At 64.2% G+C, this 18866-nt stretch carries 16 protein-coding genes and 1 pseudogene; 10 read left to right on the top strand and 7 right to left on the bottom strand.

Translation table 11 applies throughout. The features are described 5' to 3' along the window. The 5 genes from ACP7DD_RS09885 (at window position 1) to ACP7DD_RS09865 (ending at window position 3354) form a co-directional block, all read left to right on the top strand. On the top strand, window positions 1-801 hold the full coding sequence (locus ACP7DD_RS09885; protein ID WP_426174612.1) for an N-acetylmuramoyl-L-alanine amidase: 801 nt from the start codon (window positions 1-3) through the stop codon (window positions 799-801). A 76-nt stretch (window positions 802-877) separates the two neighbouring features. Continuing rightward, a complete protein-coding gene (locus ACP7DD_RS09880) occupies window positions 878-1771 on the top strand; it encodes a LysR family transcriptional regulator (protein ID WP_426174611.1) in 894 nt (297 codons plus the stop codon). Between the two features lie 11 nt (window positions 1772-1782). Next, window positions 1783-2394 (top strand): M15 family metallopeptidase, encoded by a 612-nt coding sequence (locus ACP7DD_RS09875; RefSeq protein WP_426174609.1) that lies wholly within the window; start codon window positions 1783-1785, stop codon window positions 2392-2394. A 191-nt stretch (window positions 2395-2585) separates the two neighbouring features. Continuing rightward, complete coding sequence (locus tag ACP7DD_RS09870; protein WP_426174608.1) at window positions 2586-2897, top strand: DUF1778 domain-containing protein; 312 nt, start codon at window positions 2586-2588, stop codon at window positions 2895-2897. Continuing rightward, the gene (locus ACP7DD_RS09865; protein WP_426174606.1) at window positions 2857-3354 is read left to right on the top strand and encodes a GNAT family N-acetyltransferase; all 498 of its coding nucleotides are present in this window, start codon (window positions 2857-2859) and stop codon (window positions 3352-3354) included. The genes ACP7DD_RS09870 and ACP7DD_RS09865 overlap by 41 nt, the downstream gene beginning before the upstream one ends. A 112-nt stretch (window positions 3355-3466) precedes the next feature. On the opposite strand, the gene dacB is transcribed toward ACP7DD_RS09865, so the two are convergent. Both dacB and ACP7DD_RS09855 read right to left on the bottom strand, forming a co-directional pair. Then, window positions 3467-4945: a D-alanyl-D-alanine carboxypeptidase/D-alanyl-D-alanine endopeptidase gene (gene dacB, locus ACP7DD_RS09860; RefSeq protein ID WP_426174605.1), complete on the bottom strand. Its 1479-nt coding sequence runs from the start codon at window positions 4943-4945 to the stop codon at window positions 3467-3469. 14 nt (window positions 4946-4959) lie between these two features. After that, complete coding sequence (locus ACP7DD_RS09855; RefSeq protein WP_426174604.1) at window positions 4960-6198, bottom strand: nucleoside recognition domain-containing protein; 1239 nt, start codon at window positions 6196-6198, stop codon at window positions 4960-4962. Window positions 6199-6488: 290 nt separating this feature from the next. On the opposite strand from ACP7DD_RS09855, the gene ACP7DD_RS09850 reads away from it, so the two are divergent. The 3 genes from ACP7DD_RS09850 (at window position 6489) to ACP7DD_RS09840 (ending at window position 12489) form a co-directional block, all read left to right on the top strand. Continuing rightward, a complete protein-coding gene (locus ACP7DD_RS09850; protein WP_426174603.1) occupies window positions 6489-8276 on the top strand; it encodes an ABC transporter substrate-binding protein in 1788 nt (595 codons plus the stop codon). A 188-nt stretch (window positions 8277-8464) separates the two neighbouring features. Next, window positions 8465-11314 (top strand): TonB-dependent receptor domain-containing protein, encoded by a 2850-nt coding sequence (locus ACP7DD_RS09845; protein ID WP_426174601.1) that lies wholly within the window; start codon window positions 8465-8467, stop codon window positions 11312-11314. Window positions 11315-11412: 98 nt separating this feature from the next. Then, window positions 11413-12489, top strand: coding sequence for a S66 peptidase family protein (locus ACP7DD_RS09840; RefSeq protein ID WP_426174599.1), 1077 nt, complete (start codon window positions 11413-11415; stop codon window positions 12487-12489). A 14-nt stretch (window positions 12490-12503) separates the two neighbouring features. On the opposite strand, the gene ACP7DD_RS09835 is transcribed toward ACP7DD_RS09840, so the two are convergent. Beyond that, entirely contained in the window at window positions 12504-13163 is a 660-nt protein-coding gene (locus ACP7DD_RS09835; protein ID WP_426174598.1) for a hypothetical protein, read from the bottom strand. A gap of 656 nt (window positions 13164-13819) precedes the next feature. On the opposite strand from ACP7DD_RS09835, the gene ACP7DD_RS09830 reads away from it, so the two are divergent. Continuing rightward, window positions 13820-16342 (top strand): M4 family metallopeptidase, encoded by a 2523-nt coding sequence (locus ACP7DD_RS09830; RefSeq protein WP_426174596.1) that lies wholly within the window; start codon window positions 13820-13822, stop codon window positions 16340-16342. 21 nt (window positions 16343-16363) lie between these two features. On the opposite strand, the pseudogene ACP7DD_RS09825 reads toward ACP7DD_RS09830, so the two are convergent. Next, window positions 16364-17101 (bottom strand): annotated as a pseudogene (locus ACP7DD_RS09825) (helix-turn-helix domain-containing protein). Between the two features lie 109 nt (window positions 17102-17210). Here ACP7DD_RS09825 and ACP7DD_RS09820 point away from each other — a divergent pair. After that, the gene (locus tag ACP7DD_RS09820; RefSeq protein WP_426174595.1) at window positions 17211-17678 is read left to right on the top strand and encodes a sterol desaturase family protein; all 468 of its coding nucleotides are present in this window, start codon (window positions 17211-17213) and stop codon (window positions 17676-17678) included. Here ACP7DD_RS09820 and ACP7DD_RS09815 read toward each other — a convergent pair. The 3 genes from ACP7DD_RS09815 to ACP7DD_RS09805 all read right to left on the bottom strand — a co-directional run bounded on the left by ACP7DD_RS09815 (window position 17669) and on the right by ACP7DD_RS09805 (window position 18734). Next, entirely contained in the window at window positions 17669-17935 is a 267-nt protein-coding gene (locus ACP7DD_RS09815; protein ID WP_426174593.1) for a hypothetical protein, read from the bottom strand. The genes ACP7DD_RS09820 and ACP7DD_RS09815 overlap by 10 nt on opposite strands. 72 nt (window positions 17936-18007) lie before the next feature. Further along, entirely contained in the window at window positions 18008-18262 is a 255-nt protein-coding gene (locus ACP7DD_RS09810; protein WP_426174592.1) for a hypothetical protein, read from the bottom strand. A 4-nt stretch (window positions 18263-18266) separates the two neighbouring features. Then, window positions 18267-18734, bottom strand: a complete 468-nt coding sequence (locus ACP7DD_RS09805) for a hypothetical protein (RefSeq protein WP_426174591.1) — start codon at window positions 18732-18734, stop codon at window positions 18267-18269. Window positions 18735-18866: the final 132 nt, after the last annotated feature.

Genomic DNA, 18866 nt, shown 5'->3' with positions numbered 1-18866 from the left:
ATGAAAACGAAAACACTGCTTGCCGCCCTGATCATCGCCCTGCTCTCCGGTTGTGCCAGCCAGGGGCCGCGCATCGACACGTCGCTCAACGCCGTCGGCCAGAGCAGCCGCGTGAAATTCATCGTGATTCATTACACAGTCAGCAACCTGCCCAGCTCGATCAAGATACTGACCACGCAGGTTGTCAGCAGCCACTACCTGCTGACCGACCAGGCCGAGCCGGTCATCTACAAGCTGGTCGACGAGACGCGCCAGGCCAACCACGCCGGCGTGTCGAACTGGAAAGGCTACACGATGATCAACGGCAGTTCGGTCGGCATCGAGATCGTCAACCCGGGCTTTACCGAAGGGCCGAACGGGCGCATCTGGTATCCGTTCCCGCAAGCGCAGATCGACCAGCTGATCTTGCTGCTGAAGGAAATCGTCGCCAAGCACCAGGTGCCGCCGGAGAACATTCTCGGCCACAGCGACATCGCGCCGGGCCGCAAGCAGGACCCGGGGCCGATGTTCCCGTGGTTCCAGCTGGCGCAAGCCGGCCTGATCGTGTGGCCGGACGCGGCGCGCGTGGTGGCGGTGCGGCCGCAGTACGACCTGCAGCTGCCGGACGTGGCCTGGTTCCAGCAGAAGCTGGCCACGCACGGTTACGCGGTGCCGAAGACCGGCGAACTCGACGCTGTCACCAAGTCGGTGATCACGTCGTTCCAGATGAAATACCGCCCTGCCATCATCGACGGCACACCGGACGCCGAGACGGCGGCGCTGCTCGAAGTGCTGACGACGCCGGCGCCGAAGGCGCCTTGAGGCGCCGCCGCCAGCTATTTGTTATATGCTGAATGGATTGGCGCCCGCGGGTTGCCGTTAATGGAAGGTTGAGGCCATGCGCCTGCGTCATATCGAAGTCTTTCACGCGATCATGCAAGTTGGCACGATCAGCGGCGCCGCCCAGGTGCTGCATATTTCGCAGCCGGCGGTGACGAAGGTGCTGCAGCACGCCGAGCTGCAACTGGGCATGCCGCTGTTCGAGCGCGTGCGCGGCAAGCTGTATCCGAAGCCCGAAGCGCACCGCCTGTTCGTCGAGACCGAAAAGCTGAACCGCGACCTGCAGGGCATCCGCCGCCTCGCCGCCAGCCTGAAGGGCCGCGCGGTGGAAACCATCCGGCTGGTGTCGACGCCGACGATTGCCATCAGCGTGCTGCCGGCGGCGATGTCGGCCTGGCGGCGCGATTTTCCGGCCACGCGCTGCGAGCTGGCCACGTTCCACACCAGCGAGATCGTCAACGCGCTGCGCCTCGGCGAAGCGGACATGGCGCTGTCGCTGCAGGATCCGCGCCACCCCGGCATCGTGGCCGAACCGATCGCGCAAGGCGTGATGACGGTGATTGCGCCGGCCGGCAGCTGGAGCGCGGCCGACAGCCTGCTGCCGGTGTCGGCGGACGGCCTCAGCGGCGAACTGATCGGCCACGCCGACAACGATCCGCTCGGCGACATGGTCGTGGCCGCCTGCGAGGCGCAGGGCGTGCATCCGCTGTTTCACACGGTGGTGCAGACGTACCAGATCGCCCGTTCGCTGGTGGAAGCCGGCGCCGGCATGGCCGTTGTCGACCCGTTCACGGCCGCCTCGGCGGTCGACAGCAAGGTGCAGCGGCGCGCCTGGGCGCCGGCAATTCCGGTGCAGCTGTTCTTGCTGACCGCGAGCCACGCGCCGCTGTCGCACGGCGCACGCGAACTGGCCAACAGCATCGGCGCAACCGCGCGCGCCTGTATCGAATAGGAATGGTTCAAATGAAGCACACAGTGGCCAGCGAAGACATCGCCGGCAGCGAAGAGTTCCGCCACCTGTCGACGATTGCCGGCATTGCGGTGGACCTGCGATACGCCGGCGCCGACAACTTTGTCGGGCGCGACCTGTACTCTCCGTTCGACTGCGCCTGGCTGCACCGCGATGCGGCGGCGGCGCTGGAAAAAGTGGTGGCGTGGCTGGCACAGCAGCGGCCCGGCTGCACGGCGCTGGTGCTCGACGCGCTGCGCCCGCAGCGGGTGCAGGAGCAGCTGTGGGAGGCGCTGGCCGGCACCGAATTGCAGATGTACCTGGCCAATCCGGAGCGCGGCTCGATCCACTCGTTCGGCATGGCGCTCGACATCACGATTCTCGATGAGGCCGGGCGCGAGCTCGACATGGGCACCGGGTTCGACGACATGACGGACCGTTCGCATCCTGCGCTCGAACCGCAGTTCCTGGCGCGCGGCGAGATCACGGCGGCACAGGTGGCCAACCGCCAACTGCTGCGCGACGCCATGGTGCAGGCGGGCTTTCAGGGCATCACCACGGAGTGGTGGCATTACGATTGCGGCGACCGCAACGTGGTGCGGCAGACGTTCCGGCGCGTTCTTTGATCAACTTCGCTCTCGCTCCCCTTAGCCCTGAGACCTTTTCGCCGCTGAGGTGCCAGACTTTCGGAAAACTTTAACTGCCGTCAATTTGGCGCCAGCCTGGTGCCAAGATGGCGCCACGCGTGCTATGCTCGCTCTGTCGCGGTCAAGAAGGGCGGCGAAAATGACGGAAACGCAAACGCAAGGGTGTACCTATGAGCGCCACGGAAAACAGGGATCGGATCACGGCTCGCGTATCCCAACCCATAGCAACAAAGCTGCAGGCGGCAGCAGACTTGACGGGCGCAACTTTGAATCAGTTCTTGATCCAAGCTGCGATCGAAAAAGCGGACAAGATTATCGATCACGAACGAACGATATATTTTTCCCGCGAGGATGCAGCCTTATTCATAAAAATGCTCGACAACCCTACGCCGCCAAATTCAGCGCTGAAGAAAGCGTTCGGAAGACATGGAAATAAGGCAAATGATGACTCCGTTCGTAGTCGCACTGGAAAAAATACATGACGTAAAAAGTTTTAATTGCGGGAACGATGTGCTGAACAATTGGTTGGGATCGATCGCCAGGCAGCATCAAGACAATTCACTTTCGCAAACATTTGTCTTAGTGGACGCTGACTTCCCCCAAGTAGTGCTGGGATATTATGCGCTCGCTCTGCGCAGCATGACACCCAAGGAAGCGCTACCCCGAGAAATAGCGAAAAAATTGCCAAGGAACCTACCCGGAATAACGCTGGCCCGGCTCGGCGTTCAGCAAGGCGAACAGGGAAAGCACTACGGCGAATATTTGTTAGTTGATGCGATGAGACGAGCGCGCGCCGCCGCGCTGGAGGTCGGGGGATGGTCATTGTTCGTCGATGCGAAGGACGACCAGGCGGCAGGTTTCTATCGGAAGTATGGCTTCATTCCCCTCCCATCGAATCCGCTGGTTCTGTTCATGTCGTTCGCGAACATGCCGGAGTAGAATCGTTTGTGCGCCATCGGTGCTGTTGACATCTTGGTTGACGCCGGTAACTCCGGGGTCTGACCCTAACAGAAAAAAACGGGTCGGACCCCTGCAGTGACCTTGCGGCCGATCACTGTGGCCTGGCCACTAACGTGGCCGGCTCGACGCCGCTGCGCGCGACCCAGTCGACCAGCGCGTCGAGTACCACGCGGCCCTTGCCGCTGCCGATGTTGTCGCCGTTGAGCATCGCCACCACCACGCACTGCTGGCCGGCGGCATCGCGCACGTAGCCGGCCACCGCCGTCACGTTGTTCAAGGTGCCGGTCTTCAGGCGCGCGCGGCCGGCGGCCGGACTGTCCTTCAGGCGCCGGCGCATGGTGCCGTCAACGGCGACAATCGGCATGCTGGCCTGGAACTCCGGCGCCCAGTCGCTGCGCAGGCCGGCTTGCAGCAGGCCGCCCATCTGCACCGCGGTGATCCGTTCGGTGCGCGACAGGCCGGAGCCGTTTTCCATCACCAGGCCTTCGTCGTTGATATTGTGCTGGCGCATCCACTGGCGCACCGCGCGGTCGGCGCGCGAAAAGGTCGTTTCGGCGCTGGCGGCGATCGGGCGGCTGCCCAGCACCGGATCGGCCTCGAGGCTGCCCAGGCTGAGGAACACGGTGCGCGCCAGCGCGTTGTCGGACGGCTTGTTGATGTCGCGCACCACTTCAGGCAGCGGGCGCGAGGCGTGCTCGGCGAGGATGCGTGTGTCCGGCGCGGCAACGCCTTCGGTGACGTCGCCGCTGAACGAGCCACCCAGCTTTTTCCAGGTGCCGCGGAACAGCCGGCCGACGTAATCCTGGCGGTCGACGACGTTGATGCTGTACCCCTTGGCGCAGTTTTTCGGGAAGGTGCCCTGCAGCACCACCTTCAGCTTGCCGCCCATTTGTTGGACCTGCGGCTGCTTCCAGCCGTCTTCCCACTTGGCGCAGTCGGCGTCGATCAAGGTCATGGCCGAATCGAGCGTGACGCGGTCGAGCGGCGGCTGCATCACCAGCGCCAGCTTGCGGTCGGTCGAGCGCATGTCGATCTGCAGCATGTTCTTGTTGACCAGCAGCGCGTCGGGGATGACGTTGTAGTACGCGTCGGGCGACCCGTCGAACGGCGGCAGGCCGACGTCGGTGCGGCTGGGCGAAAACAGCGAGCGGTCCAGCACCAGGTTGCCGTCGATGCGGCGGATGCCCTGGTTGCGCAAGGTCTGCAGCATCTTTTCCAGCACCTCGCCGCTGAAGTCAGCGTCGGCGCCGCCGCGCAGCACCAGGTCGCCCTTGAGCACGTCGCGCACGACATCGGCGCTGGCGCGCAGTTCGGTGCGGCCCTTGAACGCCGGCCCGAGCTGCTCGAGGCCGACCAGGGTGGTCACCAGCTTCATCGTCGAGGCCGGCTGCATCGGGCGGTCGGCCAGGTGCGACACGACCGTGGTGTCGCCGCGCAGCACCAGCACGCTGATCGCGTCAAGCGCGATGCCGCCGGTGGCCATCCGGGAGGCGACCGGTTCAGGCAACTGCGCCTGGGCAAGCGGTAGCCAGGCGAACAGGGCGGCGGCAATGGCGATGCGTCGAAACATGGTGGCGTCCTTGATTAGCCGAAGAAAAGGTAAGCGACGAAGATGGCGGCAACGACGCCGGCAACGTCGGCGATCAGGCCGGCCGAAATGGCGTAGCGGGTCTTGCGGATTCCAACCGAGCCGAAGTACAGGGCGATGATGTAGAACGTGGTGTCCGCGGCGCCTTGCATGATGGCCGACAGGCGGCCGACGAAGGAATCGACGCCGTAGGTCGTCATGGTATCGATCATCATCGCCTTCGAGCCGCTGCCCGACAGCGGCTTCATCAGCGCGGTCGGCAGCGCGCCGGTCCAGTCGTTATTGATGCCCAGGTTGATCAGCACCCAGTCGACGGCGCCGACGATCATGCCGAGCACGCCGGAATTGCGGATCACGCTGATCGCCACCAGCATGCCGACCAGGTAGGGGATGATGGTCAGCGAGGTCTGGATGCCGCCCTTGGCGCCTTCGATGAAGGCTTCGTAGACGTTGACCCGCTTGCGCAGCGCGCCGGCGATGAAGACGGCGATGATCGAGAACAGCACCAGGTTACTGGTGATCTTCGAAAACAGTTCAATTTCGGGCTTGGTGAGGAAGTTGGCCAGATACCAGACACCGCCGCCGATGACAGCGGTGGTGCCGCCAAGCCATGCGACGACGACCCGGTCGAACAGGTTGATGCGCTGACGCAGGGCCACCGTGATGATGGCGGTGAGGGTGGAGAAGAAGGTAGCGATCAGGCACGGAATAAAGATGTCGGACGGATCCTTGGCGCCGAGAATGGCGCGCTGGGCCATGATCGACAGTGGGATGATGGTCAGTCCGGACGTCTGCAGCACCAGGAACATGATCTGGGCGTCACTGGCTTCGTCCTTGTTCGGATTGATCGACTGCAGGCTCTCCATCGCCTTCAGGCCGAACGGGGTGGCCGCATTATCGAGGCCGAGCATGTTTGCCGAAAAATTCATCACCATGTGGCCATTGGCCGGATGATTGCGCGGCACGCCGGGGAAAATGCGCGCAAAGAACGGCGCGATCACCCTGGCGATGAGGTCGACCGCGCCGGCCCGTTCGCCGATATTCATGATGCCCAGCCACAAGGTCATGACGCCGGCCAGCGGCAAGGCGATGTCCATCACCGCTATCTTGGCCGAACTGAAGGTGCCGTCGACGACGCGCTTGAAGATTTCGCTATCGCCAAGAAACAGCCATTGACCCAGCGCCGCCACGAAACCAACCAGGAAGAAACCAGACCAGATGTAATTTAGTGCCATATTCGTCGACTATGTTCGTGTTGGGTGAGCGCGATTGTGCAGCGAGAGTATAGGCGCAGGTTAGCCGAGAACGATGAAAGATTGCATTGATTGTATGCAAAAAAGTTATGCAGGCGAAGGCCCGGAGCCCCGCCAACGCTGGGGTCAGGTCTGACATTCCCCCTCTGTCAGACCTGACCCCGTGAAAATGTCCGAAATGTCAGACCTGACCCCAGCGTTAAGGGAGGAATTTTCTGCGCGGCCGGCTCGCGCTCGCATATCATAGCCATCGCCCAATTCGGACTTCAACCATGAAACTCAGCCAAACCGCCGCCGCCCTGTTGTTTGCCGCGTCTTGCATCGCAACGCCGCTCGCCCAGGCGGCGCCTGACGGCGTCAAGACGCTGCACTTGTTCCTGTCGACCAGCGAAACCGGCCTCGATCCGGCGGTGGCGTCCGACATCGCGTCGCTCAGCCTGCTCGAGAACCTGTTCGACCCACTGCTGCGCTACGATTACCTGGCGCGTCCTCTCAAGTTGCGCGAAAACACAGCCGTCGCCATGCCCATCGTCGGCGATGGCGGCCTGACCTATACGTTCAAGATCCGGCCGGGCATCCATTTCACGCCCGACCCCGCCTTCAAGGGCGCCCAGCGCGAACTGACCGCTGCCGACTATGTATACAGCCTGAAACGGCTGTACGACCCGATGCTCAAGTCGCCATGGCTGAGCCTGTTCGAGGGGAAGATCGCCGGCGACGCCGCCCTCAAGGACAAGTTCAGCTACGACGCCCCGTTCGAGGGCATCAAGGCGGTCGACCGCTACACCTTGCGCATCCGGCTGTCGGCGCCGGACAACAATTTCCTGTTCTATATGGCCACGCCCGCCAGCGCCGTCGTCGCCCGCGAGGTCATCGAAGCCTACCCGGGCCAGGTCGGCAACCACCCGGTCGGCACCGGCCCGTTCAGGATCGGCGAATGGAAGCGCAGCGACAAGATCGTGCTGCTGGCCAACCGCGATGCGCAGGCGGTGTTTCACGCCACGGCCGGCGCCGACGCCGCCGACCAGGCCATCGCCGGCGCGCTCGAAGGCAAGCGCCTGCCGATAGTCGACCGCGTCGAAGTCAAGATTGCCGAGGAGTTCCAGGGCCGCATGCTCGGTTTTCTCGGCGGCGACTACGACTACCTCGAGCAGGTGCCCGAATCGATGACCGACATGGTGATCGCCGACGGCAAGCTGAAACCGGCGCTGGCGGCACAGGGCGTGCAGCTGTACCGCTTCCCGGTGATGCAGACGTATTACATGTGGATGAACATGGACGACCCGGTGCTGGGCGGCTACGGCAAGGACAAGGTGGCGCTGCGGCGCGCCATCGCGCTCGGCTACGACAGCGCCGAGGACATCCGCCTGCTCAAGAAGGGCTTCGCCATCAAGGCGCAGTCACCGCTGCCGCCGAACGTGCTCGGCTACGATCCGGCCTACCGCAGCCCGGTGCCGTACGACCCGGTGCTGGCCAACGCGCTGCTGGACCGTTTCGGCTACGACAAGCGCGACCAGGATGGCTTTCGGCGCGCGCCGGGCAACGTGCCGCTGACGTTGACGATGCACAGCGAAGCGACCGCGGGCGGGCGCCTGCGCGACGAACTGTGGCGCAAGAACCTGAACGCGATCGGCCTGCGCGTCACCTTCGTTACCGACAAGAAGACCGAAATCATCAAGGCGTCGCGCCTCGGCAAGGTGATGATGTTCGAGAGCAACTGGATCGCCGACTTCCCGGACGGCGACAACTTCTACCAGTTGCTGTACGGGCCGAACGCCGGGCGCGCCAACTACGCGCGCTTCAACCTGCCTGATTACAACCAGCGCTACGAGCAGGCGCGCGCGCTGGCCGATTCGCCGGCGCGCCAGAAGCTGTTCCTGGAGATGAACCAGCTGATCCACGCGTACAACCCGTGGGTGCCATTAAGCCATGTGATTTCGGCCGACCTGCGTCAACCGTGGCTTAAAAACTACAAGCGTCACCCGGTTGAATTGACCAATTGGCGTTATCTGGATGTCGACCTTGCACAGCGTCAACGAGTCAGTAGAATGGCTCGCTAACTATGCACCGGGCATACATTCCTAAAAGTTATAGTTGCAACAGGTTATTTCATTGGATTGCGGCGCGCCGCTGCGCTTACTCTGAAATGGACCTTAACGTATTGCAAAGACATTACGCGTAAAAAAGATTCGTCGTCCAGGCAGAAGTTTGGATACACCGCTCAAGAGAAACCCAAGGAGATACACCCGTGAAGTTAAAGAAACTCGCTCACCTGATTGCACTGATCGGCGCTGCCGGTCCCGCCATGTCGCAAGTAGTGCAACCGGTTCAGCCCGCGCAGCAGGCCATGCAGCGCGTGGAGATCACGGGTAGCTCGATCAAGCGGATCGCCAAGGAAGGCGCGTTGCCGGTCGAGATCATCTCCCGCAAGCAGCTGGAAGAACAGGGCATCGTCTCCGCCGAGCAGCTGATCATGACGCTCAACGTCAACGGCAACGGTTCCGACAATCTGGCCAGTAACGCCGACGTCACCTCCGGCGCCCAACGCGGCAACAACGGCGCGTCGTCGGCCAACCTGCGCGGCCAAGGCGCCGATAGTACCCTGGTCCTGCTCAATGGCCGCCGGGTCGCGACATACGGCATGAAGGGCTCCACGGTCGACCTCAATTCGATCCCGTTTGCGGCCGTCGAGCGCGTTGAAGTGCTGAAAGACGGCGCCTCGGCAATCTACGGCACCGACGCCATCGGCGGCGTGATCAACTTCATCCTGAAGAAAAACTACACTGGCCTCGAGGCGCAGGCGTTTACCGATGTCACCGAGGCGGGCGGCGGCAACATCAAACGGGTGTCCGTGGTCGGCGGCTTCGGCGACCTCAATGTCAACGGCTTTAACGTGCTTGCCACCGCTGCCCACAGCCAGAACGACGCGCTGCGCGGCAACCAGCGCGACTTCGTCAACACCTTCCAGCCCGACCGCGGCCTGTCGGTCGACACCCGCGGCGCGCCGTTCGCCAACCTGTTCGCCACGACCGTCGGCCCGTCGTTCCTGGCGCGCACGGGTAGCAGCGGCCCGACCATCCCGGGCGGCGGCACCCAGACCTACAACGGCATCAGCCTGCTCGATCTGCCCGGCGGCGCCGGTTGCGCCACCATCGACGGGATGGGCGCGTACGACGAAAAACTGTGGGATACCGCTTCCGCGAAATATGGTTGCGCCTGGGATACCGGCCGCGCCGCCGTGCTGCAGCAGCCCGTCTCGAGCGATAACGGGGTGATCCGCGCCACGATGAAGCTGGGCAGCGCCCAGGTGTTCGCCGAAGCCGTCGGTTCGGAGACCACGGTGAAGAAGAGTTTCTCGCCGAACCAGATTTCGCCGGGCACGACGACATTTACCGCCAGTTCGTTCTACCCGAGCACCGGCGCGGCCTACAACGGCGTGGTCAACGGCCTGATCGCGGTATTCCCGACGCTGGAAGCGAACCGTGGCCTGCCGCTGGCTTACCGCTGGCGCTGCATGGAGTGCGGCAACCGCGAAATCGAGACGACCACCAAGGCCGGCCGCTTCCTGCTCGGCGCCGATGGCACGATCGGCAAGTTTGACTACCGCGTCGGCATTTCGCGCGCGTCCAGCGAGTCGCAATCGAGGGTCGGCAGCGGCTACAACTACACGGTCGCGCTGGCCAACGCCCTCGGCACCGGCATCATCAACCCGTTCCTGAAGGCCGGCGAAAAGCAGACCCAGGCGGCGATCGACCTGATCAACAGCACGTCGGCCAAAGGCGTCATCCTGTACGGCGGCAAGACCACGCTGACCCAGGCCGACGCCTCGATGTCGGGCGAGCTGTACACGCTGCCGGCCGGCGCCATCCTCGGCGCCATCGGCACCGATATCCGCCGCGAAGAATACTCGTTCAACGGCGACGCCCGCGCCGCCAGCGCGCGCCCGGTGATCCTCAACGCGCCGTTCGACGATGCCAATGCGCTGCAACACGCCCAGCGCGACATCCGCGCTTTCTACGGCGAAGTGATGATCCCGGTACTGAAGTCGCTCGAAGTGACGCTGGCCGGCCGCCAGGATCATTACACCGGCTTTGGCAACACGTTCAATCCGAAAGTGTCGTTCCGTTTCCAGCCGGTCGAGCAACTGCTGTTCCGTGGTTCGTACAACACCGGTTTCCGCGCGCCGTCGTTCAATCAGCTGTTCAACGGCATCACCGAGTCGCCGTACGCCGGCAAGGACCTGGCCGACCCGGCCAAGTGCCCAACGCTGAAAGTCGACAGCACCAAGCCAGGCTGCGAATCGATCACGCCGAACACCCTGACCGGCGGCAAGACCACGCTCGGTCCGGAAACGGCCAAGCAGGCCACCGTCGGCGTCGTGTTCGAGCCGTCGGCACGTTTCTCGGCCAACCTCGACGTGTGGGAAGTGCGCAAGGAAAACACGATCGACTCGTTCACCCTGGCCACGCTGCTCGCCAACTACAATCTGTTCCAGGGTAACTTCATCCGCGACAGCGCCGGTACCCTGGTGCAGATCGACCAGCGCTGGGTCAATGCGGGCACCCGCATCACGCGCGGCGTAGAAGTCGGCGCCCGCACCAACGGCAAGGTTTGGGACGGCACTTGGTCGGCCGGCATCGACGGCTCGTACCTGCTGGAGAAGAAATCGCGCGCCACCGACAACACCCCGTTCGGCGCCAGCGAAGTGGGCAGATTCACGTTCACCGGCGACCTCGGCCTGAAGTGGAAGCACACCGCCAACGTAACATTCAAGAAAGGTGTCTGGAGCGCTGCCTTGTACAACGTCTACCGCGCCGGGTATAAAGACCAGGTGTTGCCAGGTGTTGCCAACGGTTTGGTTAAGCCAAGCAATTACAACCCCGACGTCGATGCGTACTCGATCTTCCACGCCAGCGTCAGCTACACCGGCATCAAGAACCTGACCCTGACCGCGGGCGTCAAGAACATCTTCGACCAGGATCCACCGTTCGCCATCACCTACGACAGCAACACCGGCGCCGGCAGCTCATGGGAGCCACGCGTTGCCGACCCGCGCGGCCGTTCGCTGAATCTGTTCGCCAACTACAAGTTCATGTAATTGCGTCAAAGTAGGATTCTGATGGCCCGTCGCACTTGCCTTTCTGCACTGTGCGACGGGCTTTCTTTTCTTTGCGCCCACAGCCCGAGCGAGCAGCGATGTCCAGCAGTAGCAAACAGATCAGCCGGCGCGGTTTCGGCACCTTCGTCGCCGCCGCGCTGGCGCTGCCCGGCGGCGCTGGCGCGGCATCGTCGCCCCGGCGCCCCGGCCATGCGATGAAACGACTGTTGCTCAAGCCACCCCGCCTGCGCGATGGCGACCTGATCGGCCTGATCGCACCGGGCGGCTTTACCAGCGACGCCTCGATCGAGAAGTCGGTGACGAAGATCGAAGCGCTCGGCTTTCGGGTGCGGCTCGGCGCCCACCTGCGCGAAGTGCACGGCAACTATGCCGGCTCGGTGCAGCAGCGCCTGGCCGACCTGCACGCCATGTTCGCCGATCCGGACGTGAAGGCAATCTGGTGCATTCGCGGCGGCTCCGGCTGCATCTCGCTGCTGGCCGGGCTCGACTATGCACTGGTGCGCGCCAATCCGAAGATCCTGCTCGGCTATTCGGACATCACCGCGCTGCACCTGGCCATTTTCCGCCGCGCCGGCCTGGTCACCTTCCACGGGCCGGTGGCGTCGTCTGGCCAGTCCGATTATTCGACCGCGCACATGCTGGCGGTGCTGATGGATCCGCTGCCGACCTACACCATTCCGATGGCGATGGAAAACCAGCGGCGCGCGCGGGCCGAGCCGCATTACGCGATCCGCGCGGTACAGGGCGGCACGGCCACCGGCCCGCTAATGGGCGGCAACCTGAGCATGGTCAGCGCGCTGGCCGGCACGCCGTACGCGGCCGATTTCCGCCACAGCATCCTGTTCCTCGAAGACGTCAACGAGGCGCCGTACCGGATCGACCGCTGGATGACGCAGCTCGACCTGGCGGTCGGCCTGGCGAACGCGGCCGGCGTGATGATCGGCATCTGCGACAAGTGCGGGCCGGGCGACGAGCCCAGTTCGCTGACGCTCGACCAGACGCTCGACATCCATCTGAAGCCGCTGACGATACCGGCGGTGACGGGCTATTCGTTCGGCCACATCCGCCACCAGTTCACCCTGCCGATGGGAATTCGCGCCACGCTCGACACGGAGCGGCAGACGCTGACGTTGCTCGAAGCGGCAGTGATCTAGCGGGCGCGCCGGCGTCAGTGGCCGACGACGTGCGACAGCGCCGAGAACGCCGCGGCCGTGTGCGATTGCTCCAGCAGGATGGTCAGCTCGGAAAACGTGCACATCATGTTGACCACGCTGATCTTGTCCCACGCCAGCTTCTTGAGCACCGCGTGATACACGCCAGGCGTCTTGCGCGACTCGGGACTGAGCCGCAAGGTCAGCGCCGTCAGGTTCTCGACCCGCGCGAGCAGCCGCTCGCCATCGAATGCTTCATCGACCAGGTGCGCCAGCGGCCGGCTGCACACGACCAGCACTTCGTGCACGCCGCGCGTGACGGTGATGAAGTTGGCCGGATACGGCTCGGCCAGCGCCAGCAGCTGGCGCTGGCATTCGTTGCTGTTGTCCGATAGCCGGAAGGTGGTGATCGACAGGTCGCTGCGGGTGGTCAGTTCGCCCATCCGCGGCGCCAGCACGATCGGCGCCGACAGGCCCTGCTGCGGCAGGCGCTCGGCGATGCGGCGCAGCGCCATCACGACGGCGGCCTGGCCGACCGGCTTCCACAGATCCAACTCGAGGCGCGGGCGCAATTGCCGCGCCAGCTCGGACAGGTTGATCAGGCCCAGCGCCATCCCTTCGGTCAGGAACGGCGATTCGGACACCAGTTGCTCAACTTTGTTTGTGATCGAGAGCATATCCATCCAGTCCCTGGAAGGGACGCTGTATCGGTGGCAGGCAGCGCGCCGACGCGGCCTTGCGGCGCGACGGATTCGCTGGCGGGCTGCACGGCGGATGCGGCAGCGGGGCGGGGCCCGGTCAGGGCAAGCCGGGGGGCGCGGTCGGCGGCGAGGAGCAGACGAATGCCAGGTACGTAGATGAGCTCATGTTTTTCCCGTGAATAACCGCGCTTTATGTGCGAGTGGTGCCCGCGCGCTTTGTATCGATGTCGCCTGGCGTTGATTGCCGGCTACTTTGGAAACGAGTGTAGCGCGCACATCGGAAAAATAGCAATCGAATCGCGCCATCAAAAATTTCCGAATGTATCAATTTCGCCGCATCACGTCTGTATGCCACCCGGAAAGCATATGTATGGCGCTGAACAATATTTAATTTGGCCAATGCCGACGCAAGCCACTCTTTCAATAGCTATTACTTTTGTTAGTTAAACGAAAATAATGCGACCCGCGACGGCGGCATTTCGAGAAATTGAACAAAGTGCGACGCCGCTGGGTCGAATTGGAGCGCGCCCAAAGCGTGCGGAGTCAGTGCGGCAGTGTTGTCCTGAAAAAGTCACAGCTTGTCCTGGCGCCGAAAACTCTAATTCCACCGACCTAGTTGACGGAGAATAAAAATGCACATAAGCAGATCCCTGATCGCCGCTTCGCTGGCCGTGCTGCCGCTGATGCTGTGGGGCCAGGCGCAAGCGGCCGGCCCGCTGATGGCCGCGCCGCTGGTCGCCGGCGCGACCGACACCGCGGCGCTGGCCGCGCGCCTGCGCGGCGCCGACGTCAAGCGCGGCCTCGACCCCGACCACGGCTACCGCGTCGAGCGCCACCATCCCGGCGTCGACGGCACCCGCATCACGCGCATGGCGCACACCTACAAAGGCGTGCGCGTGTTCCAGTCCGAATCGGTGCTGGTGACCAACGACATCGGCAAGATCGTCAGCGAGTCGGCCAGCGACCGCCGCGCCGGCCTCGGCTACGGCCCGGCAAGCGCCACCATGGGCGGCCGCTTCGCCGCCTTCAGCGTGCAGCCAGCCATCTCGGCGTCCGCCGCGCTGAACTCGGTGGCCACCGCGCTGGCGCCCAGGGCGATCGACGTCACCAAGCCGAGCGCCGAACTGATCGTCTATCCGCTGGTGGCGTCGGTGCGGGTCCCCGCGGCGGTCAACAAGACCGACGGCGAGCTGAACGCATTGGACCTGGAAGAACAGGTCACCGGCTATGAGCTGGCCTACCTGGTGCGTACCCGCATGCTGGCCGGCGGCCGGCCGCTGTACCGCGACAGCATTGTCAGCGCCACCGACGGCCGGGTGCGCACGCAGTGGAACGCCCTGCAGACGGCGGTCGGCAGCGGCTACAGCCAGTACAACGGCACGCTTCCGCTCAGCACCACGCTGTCGGGCGGCATCTACCTGCTGCGCGATCCGTTGCGCGGCAGCGGCGGCACCTTCGGCGCAATGACGGTCACCAACGCCGACCATGGCACCACTGCCGGCAGCATCTACACCAGTCTCACCGATACCTGGGGCGACGGCCAGCAGTACATCGCGGGCGGCAGCACCATCAACGCCAACGGCCAGACCGCCGCGGTCAACGCCATGTGGGGGGTGATGAACACCTACGACATGCTGCGAAACACGCTCGGCTGGCGTTCGCTCGACGGCAACGATACCTCCACCTACATTGCCGTCCACGTCAACACCGCCTACGACAACGCCTACTACGACGACACCTGCCGCTGCATGTTCATCGGCGACGGCTCGTCCTTCACCAACCTCGGCTCGATCGACGTCATCGGCCACGAAATGTCGCACGGCGTCACCGCCGCCACGTCCAACCTGACCTACTTCGGCGAGTCGGGCGGGCTGAACGAATCGAGTTCGGACATCGGCGGCGAAGTCACCGAGGCCTACGCGCGCGCCGGCGGCACCGGCACCACCATTCCCAGCACGGGCAACGACTGGCTGATCGGCGCCGAAATCAGCCGCACCGGCACGCCGCTGCGCTGGATGTACAAGCCCGGCAAGGACGGGATGAGCCCGGATGCGTGGCGCGCCGGCCTGGGCAACCTCGACGTCCACTACATCAGCGGCCCGAACAACCGCATGTTCTACTTCCTGGCGCAGGGATCGGAGGCCAGCACGTCGAGCGAGCGCTACAGCTCCTATCTGACGAGGTTGCCGCGGGCGATGACCGGCATCGGCACCGGCAAGGCGTTTCGCATCTGGTTCCGCGCCAACACCACCAAGTTCACCGCGTCGACCAACTATGCCGACGCCCGCGCCAAGGTGCTGCTGGCGGCGCAGGAACTGTACGGTACCGGCAGCCGTGAGGCCATTGCCGTGCAGCGCGCCTACGCGGCGATCAACGTCGGCATCGACATCGACGAAGCCGGCAGCGGCGCGTCGCTGTCGATCATCGCGCAACCGGCCAACGTCACTGTTGCGCCTGGCGCGACAGCCACCTTCGCCGTCACCGCCAGCGGCGGCGCCGCACCGTACCGCTACCAGTGGCTGCGCAACGGCGCCGCCATCGCCGGCGCGACCGGCCCGACCTACAGCGTGGTTCCACTGAGCGCCGACAACGGGGCCGGCTACAGCGTGCGCATCAGCGATTCGGCCACCTCGCCGTCCAGCGTGACGAGCGCCACGGCCACGCTGACGGTGTTGTCCAGCAGCGCCACCGAGCGGATTCGCAACGGCAGCTTCGAGTCCGGCAGCACCGGCTGGAGCGGCTCGACCAGCGCCATCGGCAGCCACGCGGGCCAGGCGCCGTACGACGGCGTTCGCTACGCCTGGCTCGGCGGCAACGGTTTCGGCGCGCGCGAGCTCATCTCGCAGCCGGTATCGATTCCGGCCGAGGCCACTTCGGCCAAGCTCAGTTTCGCCCTGCACATCGACACGGCCGAGGACAATGCGCCGAACATGGCGTACGACCGAATCACGTTGTCGGTGCGGAATGCTGCAGGCGAGGTGCTCAGAACCCTGGCGAGCTACACCAACCTGAGCCAGGCCAGCGGCTACCAGATGCGCAGGTTCAGTCTGCTGGCCTACAAGGGCCAGACCGTCATTCTGACGTTCGACTCGCGCGAGGATTTTTCGCTGCAAACATCGTTCGTCATCGACAAGGTCAGCGTGCTGACCGAGTGACGGTGAAGCGCGCCGGCCGGGTCAGGCTGCCCGCCGCAAGCCGGTGAAGCTGGCCGGCTCCCAATCGCGCATCGCCAGCAGCAATCCGCTGCCGGCGCGCTTGGGCAGCGGCGACGCCAGGCTCTCTTCGTGCAGTTCGGCGAAGGTCTGGCGCAGCTGGCGCAGCGCCGCCTGCATCTTGTCGATCGCCGCGTCGGTCAGCATGCCGTGCGAAAACGTCAGCGATTCCTTCGCACGCGCGAAGCTGCTGTCGAGGAAGTCGACCAGGCCCTGCTCGCGGAAATACCGGCGGATCGGGCCGTCGACGAGCCAGTCGAATTCGCGCGCCACGTTAAGCCGGATACGGTTGCCCGGCAACACAGAAATGAGCTTCAGTCGGTCCAGTCGCAGCAGTCGTTGCAGGCAGTGTGTTTCGCTCAGGCGCTACACAGCCAGCATGTCTTGCAGCGTCCAGTGATTCAGCGCGCACACCGCCAGCAGCAGCAGCAGCGGGTCCGACATCAGCTCTTTTTGCTGCGCGCTGCTCAAGGTACGCAGGCGGCTGTCGCCGATGCTGGCCTGCTGCGCCAGTTCGGCCAGCGTGAAGCCGAGCAGGCTGCACACTTCGACGAGCCGGTCGATCGACAGCGTCCCCGACGAAAACAGGCGCTTGACGCTCGGCTCCGACAAGCCCGTCGCGGCAGCAACGTCGCGGTAGGTCTTGCCCTGCAGTTTCAGCTGGCGCTTGAGCGTTGCGAAGATTTGGGTCACTTCGGTCATGATTGGGTATCGAATAATGCTGCCCGGGTTGGCGAAACTGGCGACTTGCCCGACAAGAGTCGCACCATGCGGACCAATGCAGCAATCTGGCATCCGACCCGGGGACCAAATGAAGCGCTCGCTCGTCCACTTGCCCCTGTTCGCTGCCGCGACGCTGTGCGCGCTGCTCCTCGCGCACGGCGCGAGGAGCAGCGCGGGGCATGAGAGCGACTGGCTGTGGCGCGTGTTCCATCAGATCCATCACAGCCCCCGCCGGCTTGAAGCGATCACGTCGTTCTACAGGCATCCGACCGCGGTGGGCGAGTTTTTCTACCATGCGAACATCGGTATGCCGGTGTGGGTTGGCTACGTTTTTCAGCGGCCGGCTGACGTGCGGTTTCGAGGCGGACATGAAAGAGCGGCTCGGCGCCATGCTGGTGTTTCGCGATGTGCACGCGCCCGTCCCACCAGCCGGGAAAGCATAGGCGACGTAGGAATCAGCAATGGACGCCGGTTCAGCGCGCGCAGGCGAAAAGCTGGTGTCAGGTCTGACATTCGAACATTTCATGAAGCCGAAATATCCGAATGTCAGACCTGACACCGGTGAGGCTGACGAAGCCGGGCTGGTTGCGCGCGACGAGGCACGCCGACGTGAGCCACCGCTAACTCGCGCGTGATGAATCGCATGTTGTACGAGAAGATCATCGCGAACGGCGCGCCGTCGCAAACGGCCGCCTTGTATTTTTCCTTGCCCACCACCATCGCGGCAAACTTCGCCACCTCCGGGCTCGGCTTGCCCAGGGTCGTCACCAACACCACATTGCCATCCTTGCCGACGACGACGTCGATGCGCATGTCGCCCTCGACCATCAGCTTGTGCTGCGCCTTGCGCGTCCATTCGCACACGGCCTTGGGGCCATTCAACGGCTACGGCGGCTCGTCGCCTGGCGCCAGCGTCGGATAGGTTTCCCGGACGGTCGCCTGCTCGGCCGCAGTGAGCTTCGCGTACGGCCGGTCGAACGTGTGGGAGAACGATATCGACGACTGCTTTGTCGATTTTCTACCATCGCGATGGATGACCAGCTGCTCGTCGACCGGCATGTCTGCAACGGGCGTGCTGGCGTCCCTGCCGTTGTCGAACAGCGCCGCCAGCTGGCGGCCGCTGCCGGCATATGTCAGCAAACCGTTACCGTGCCACTTGCCGGCCTTCCAGGCGCCCGCTGCCGGCATATGTCAGCAAACCGTTACCGTGCCACTTGCCGGCCTTCCAGGCGCCCGCATGGCTGCCGCCCACTTGGTACTTGCGGGTGCCGATGCCATCGAACTTGCCATCCTTCCAGTCGCCCTCGTAACCTGCGCCGGAGCTTAGCAGCAGGATGCCGGCGCCGTTCGGCAGATCGTCGCGGTATTCGCCTTCGAACTGGTCGCCATTGACGTAGGCCATGTAGCCCGGGCCGTCGCGCCGGCCATCCTTGAAATTGCCGGTAAAGGCGTTGCCGTTGGCGTACTTGATCTTGCCCGCTCCCTCGATCCGGCCCTGCACCATCGCCACCTCATAGCTGGCGACGGGGGTGTCGGAGAAGATGCCGCGGCGTGATCGATCGAACACGCCGGCGCCATCGGCGAAACCATCCTTGCACGGACCTTTCCACACCACCGTCTCGTTCGCTTCGATGGCGGGGCCGGCCAGCTGGCAGGCTGGCTAGGCGGCGCATGCCGCGGCCGATACCGTGAACAGAGCGAGCCGGCAGGCGGCAGTTTTCATTGGAGATCGCTGTGAAAAAGA

Origin of the sequence: Massilia sp. TWR1-2-2 (genome assembly GCF_049897565.1) — a bacterium.
GTDB lineage: Bacteria > Pseudomonadota > Gammaproteobacteria > Burkholderiales > Burkholderiaceae_D > JAFCUW01.
The sequence above is the reverse complement of the archived record's forward strand: the minus strand, read 5'-3'. Positions and strand labels throughout refer to the sequence as shown.

Bases quoted from the DNA above. Each gene is read 5' to 3' on its own strand.
- ACP7DD_RS09885 (WP_426174612.1), top strand. From the start codon at position 1: ATGAAAACGAAAACACTGCTTGCCGCCCTGATCATCGCCCTGCTCTCC.
- ACP7DD_RS09880 (WP_426174611.1), top strand. From the start codon at position 878: ATGCGCCTGCGTCATATCGAAGTCTTTCACGCGATCATGCAAGTTGGC.
- ACP7DD_RS09875 (WP_426174609.1), top strand. From the start codon at position 1,783: ATGAAGCACACAGTGGCCAGCGAAGACATCGCCGGCAGCGAAGAGTTC.
- ACP7DD_RS09870 (WP_426174608.1), top strand. From the start codon at position 2,586: ATGAGCGCCACGGAAAACAGGGATCGGATCACGGCTCGCGTATCCCAA.
- ACP7DD_RS09865 (WP_426174606.1), top strand. From the start codon at position 2,857: ATGATGACTCCGTTCGTAGTCGCACTGGAAAAAATACATGACGTAAAA.
- dacB (WP_426174605.1), bottom strand. From the start codon at position 4,945: ATGTTTCGACGCATCGCCATTGCCGCCGCCCTGTTCGCCTGGCTACCG.
- ACP7DD_RS09855 (WP_426174604.1), bottom strand. From the start codon at position 6,198: ATGGCACTAAATTACATCTGGTCTGGTTTCTTCCTGGTTGGTTTCGTG.
- ACP7DD_RS09850 (WP_426174603.1), top strand. From the start codon at position 6,489: ATGAAACTCAGCCAAACCGCCGCCGCCCTGTTGTTTGCCGCGTCTTGC.
- ACP7DD_RS09840 (WP_426174599.1), top strand. From the start codon at position 11,413: ATGTCCAGCAGTAGCAAACAGATCAGCCGGCGCGGTTTCGGCACCTTC.
- ACP7DD_RS09835 (WP_426174598.1), bottom strand. From the start codon at position 13,163: ATGCTCTCGATCACAAACAAAGTTGAGCAACTGGTGTCCGAATCGCCG.
- ACP7DD_RS09830 (WP_426174596.1), top strand. From the start codon at position 13,820: ATGCACATAAGCAGATCCCTGATCGCCGCTTCGCTGGCCGTGCTGCCG.
- ACP7DD_RS09820 (WP_426174595.1), top strand. From the start codon at position 17,211: ATGAAGCGCTCGCTCGTCCACTTGCCCCTGTTCGCTGCCGCGACGCTG.
- ACP7DD_RS09815 (WP_426174593.1), bottom strand. From the start codon at position 17,935: ATGCGCATCGACGTCGTCGTCGGCAAGGATGGCAATGTGGTGTTGGTG.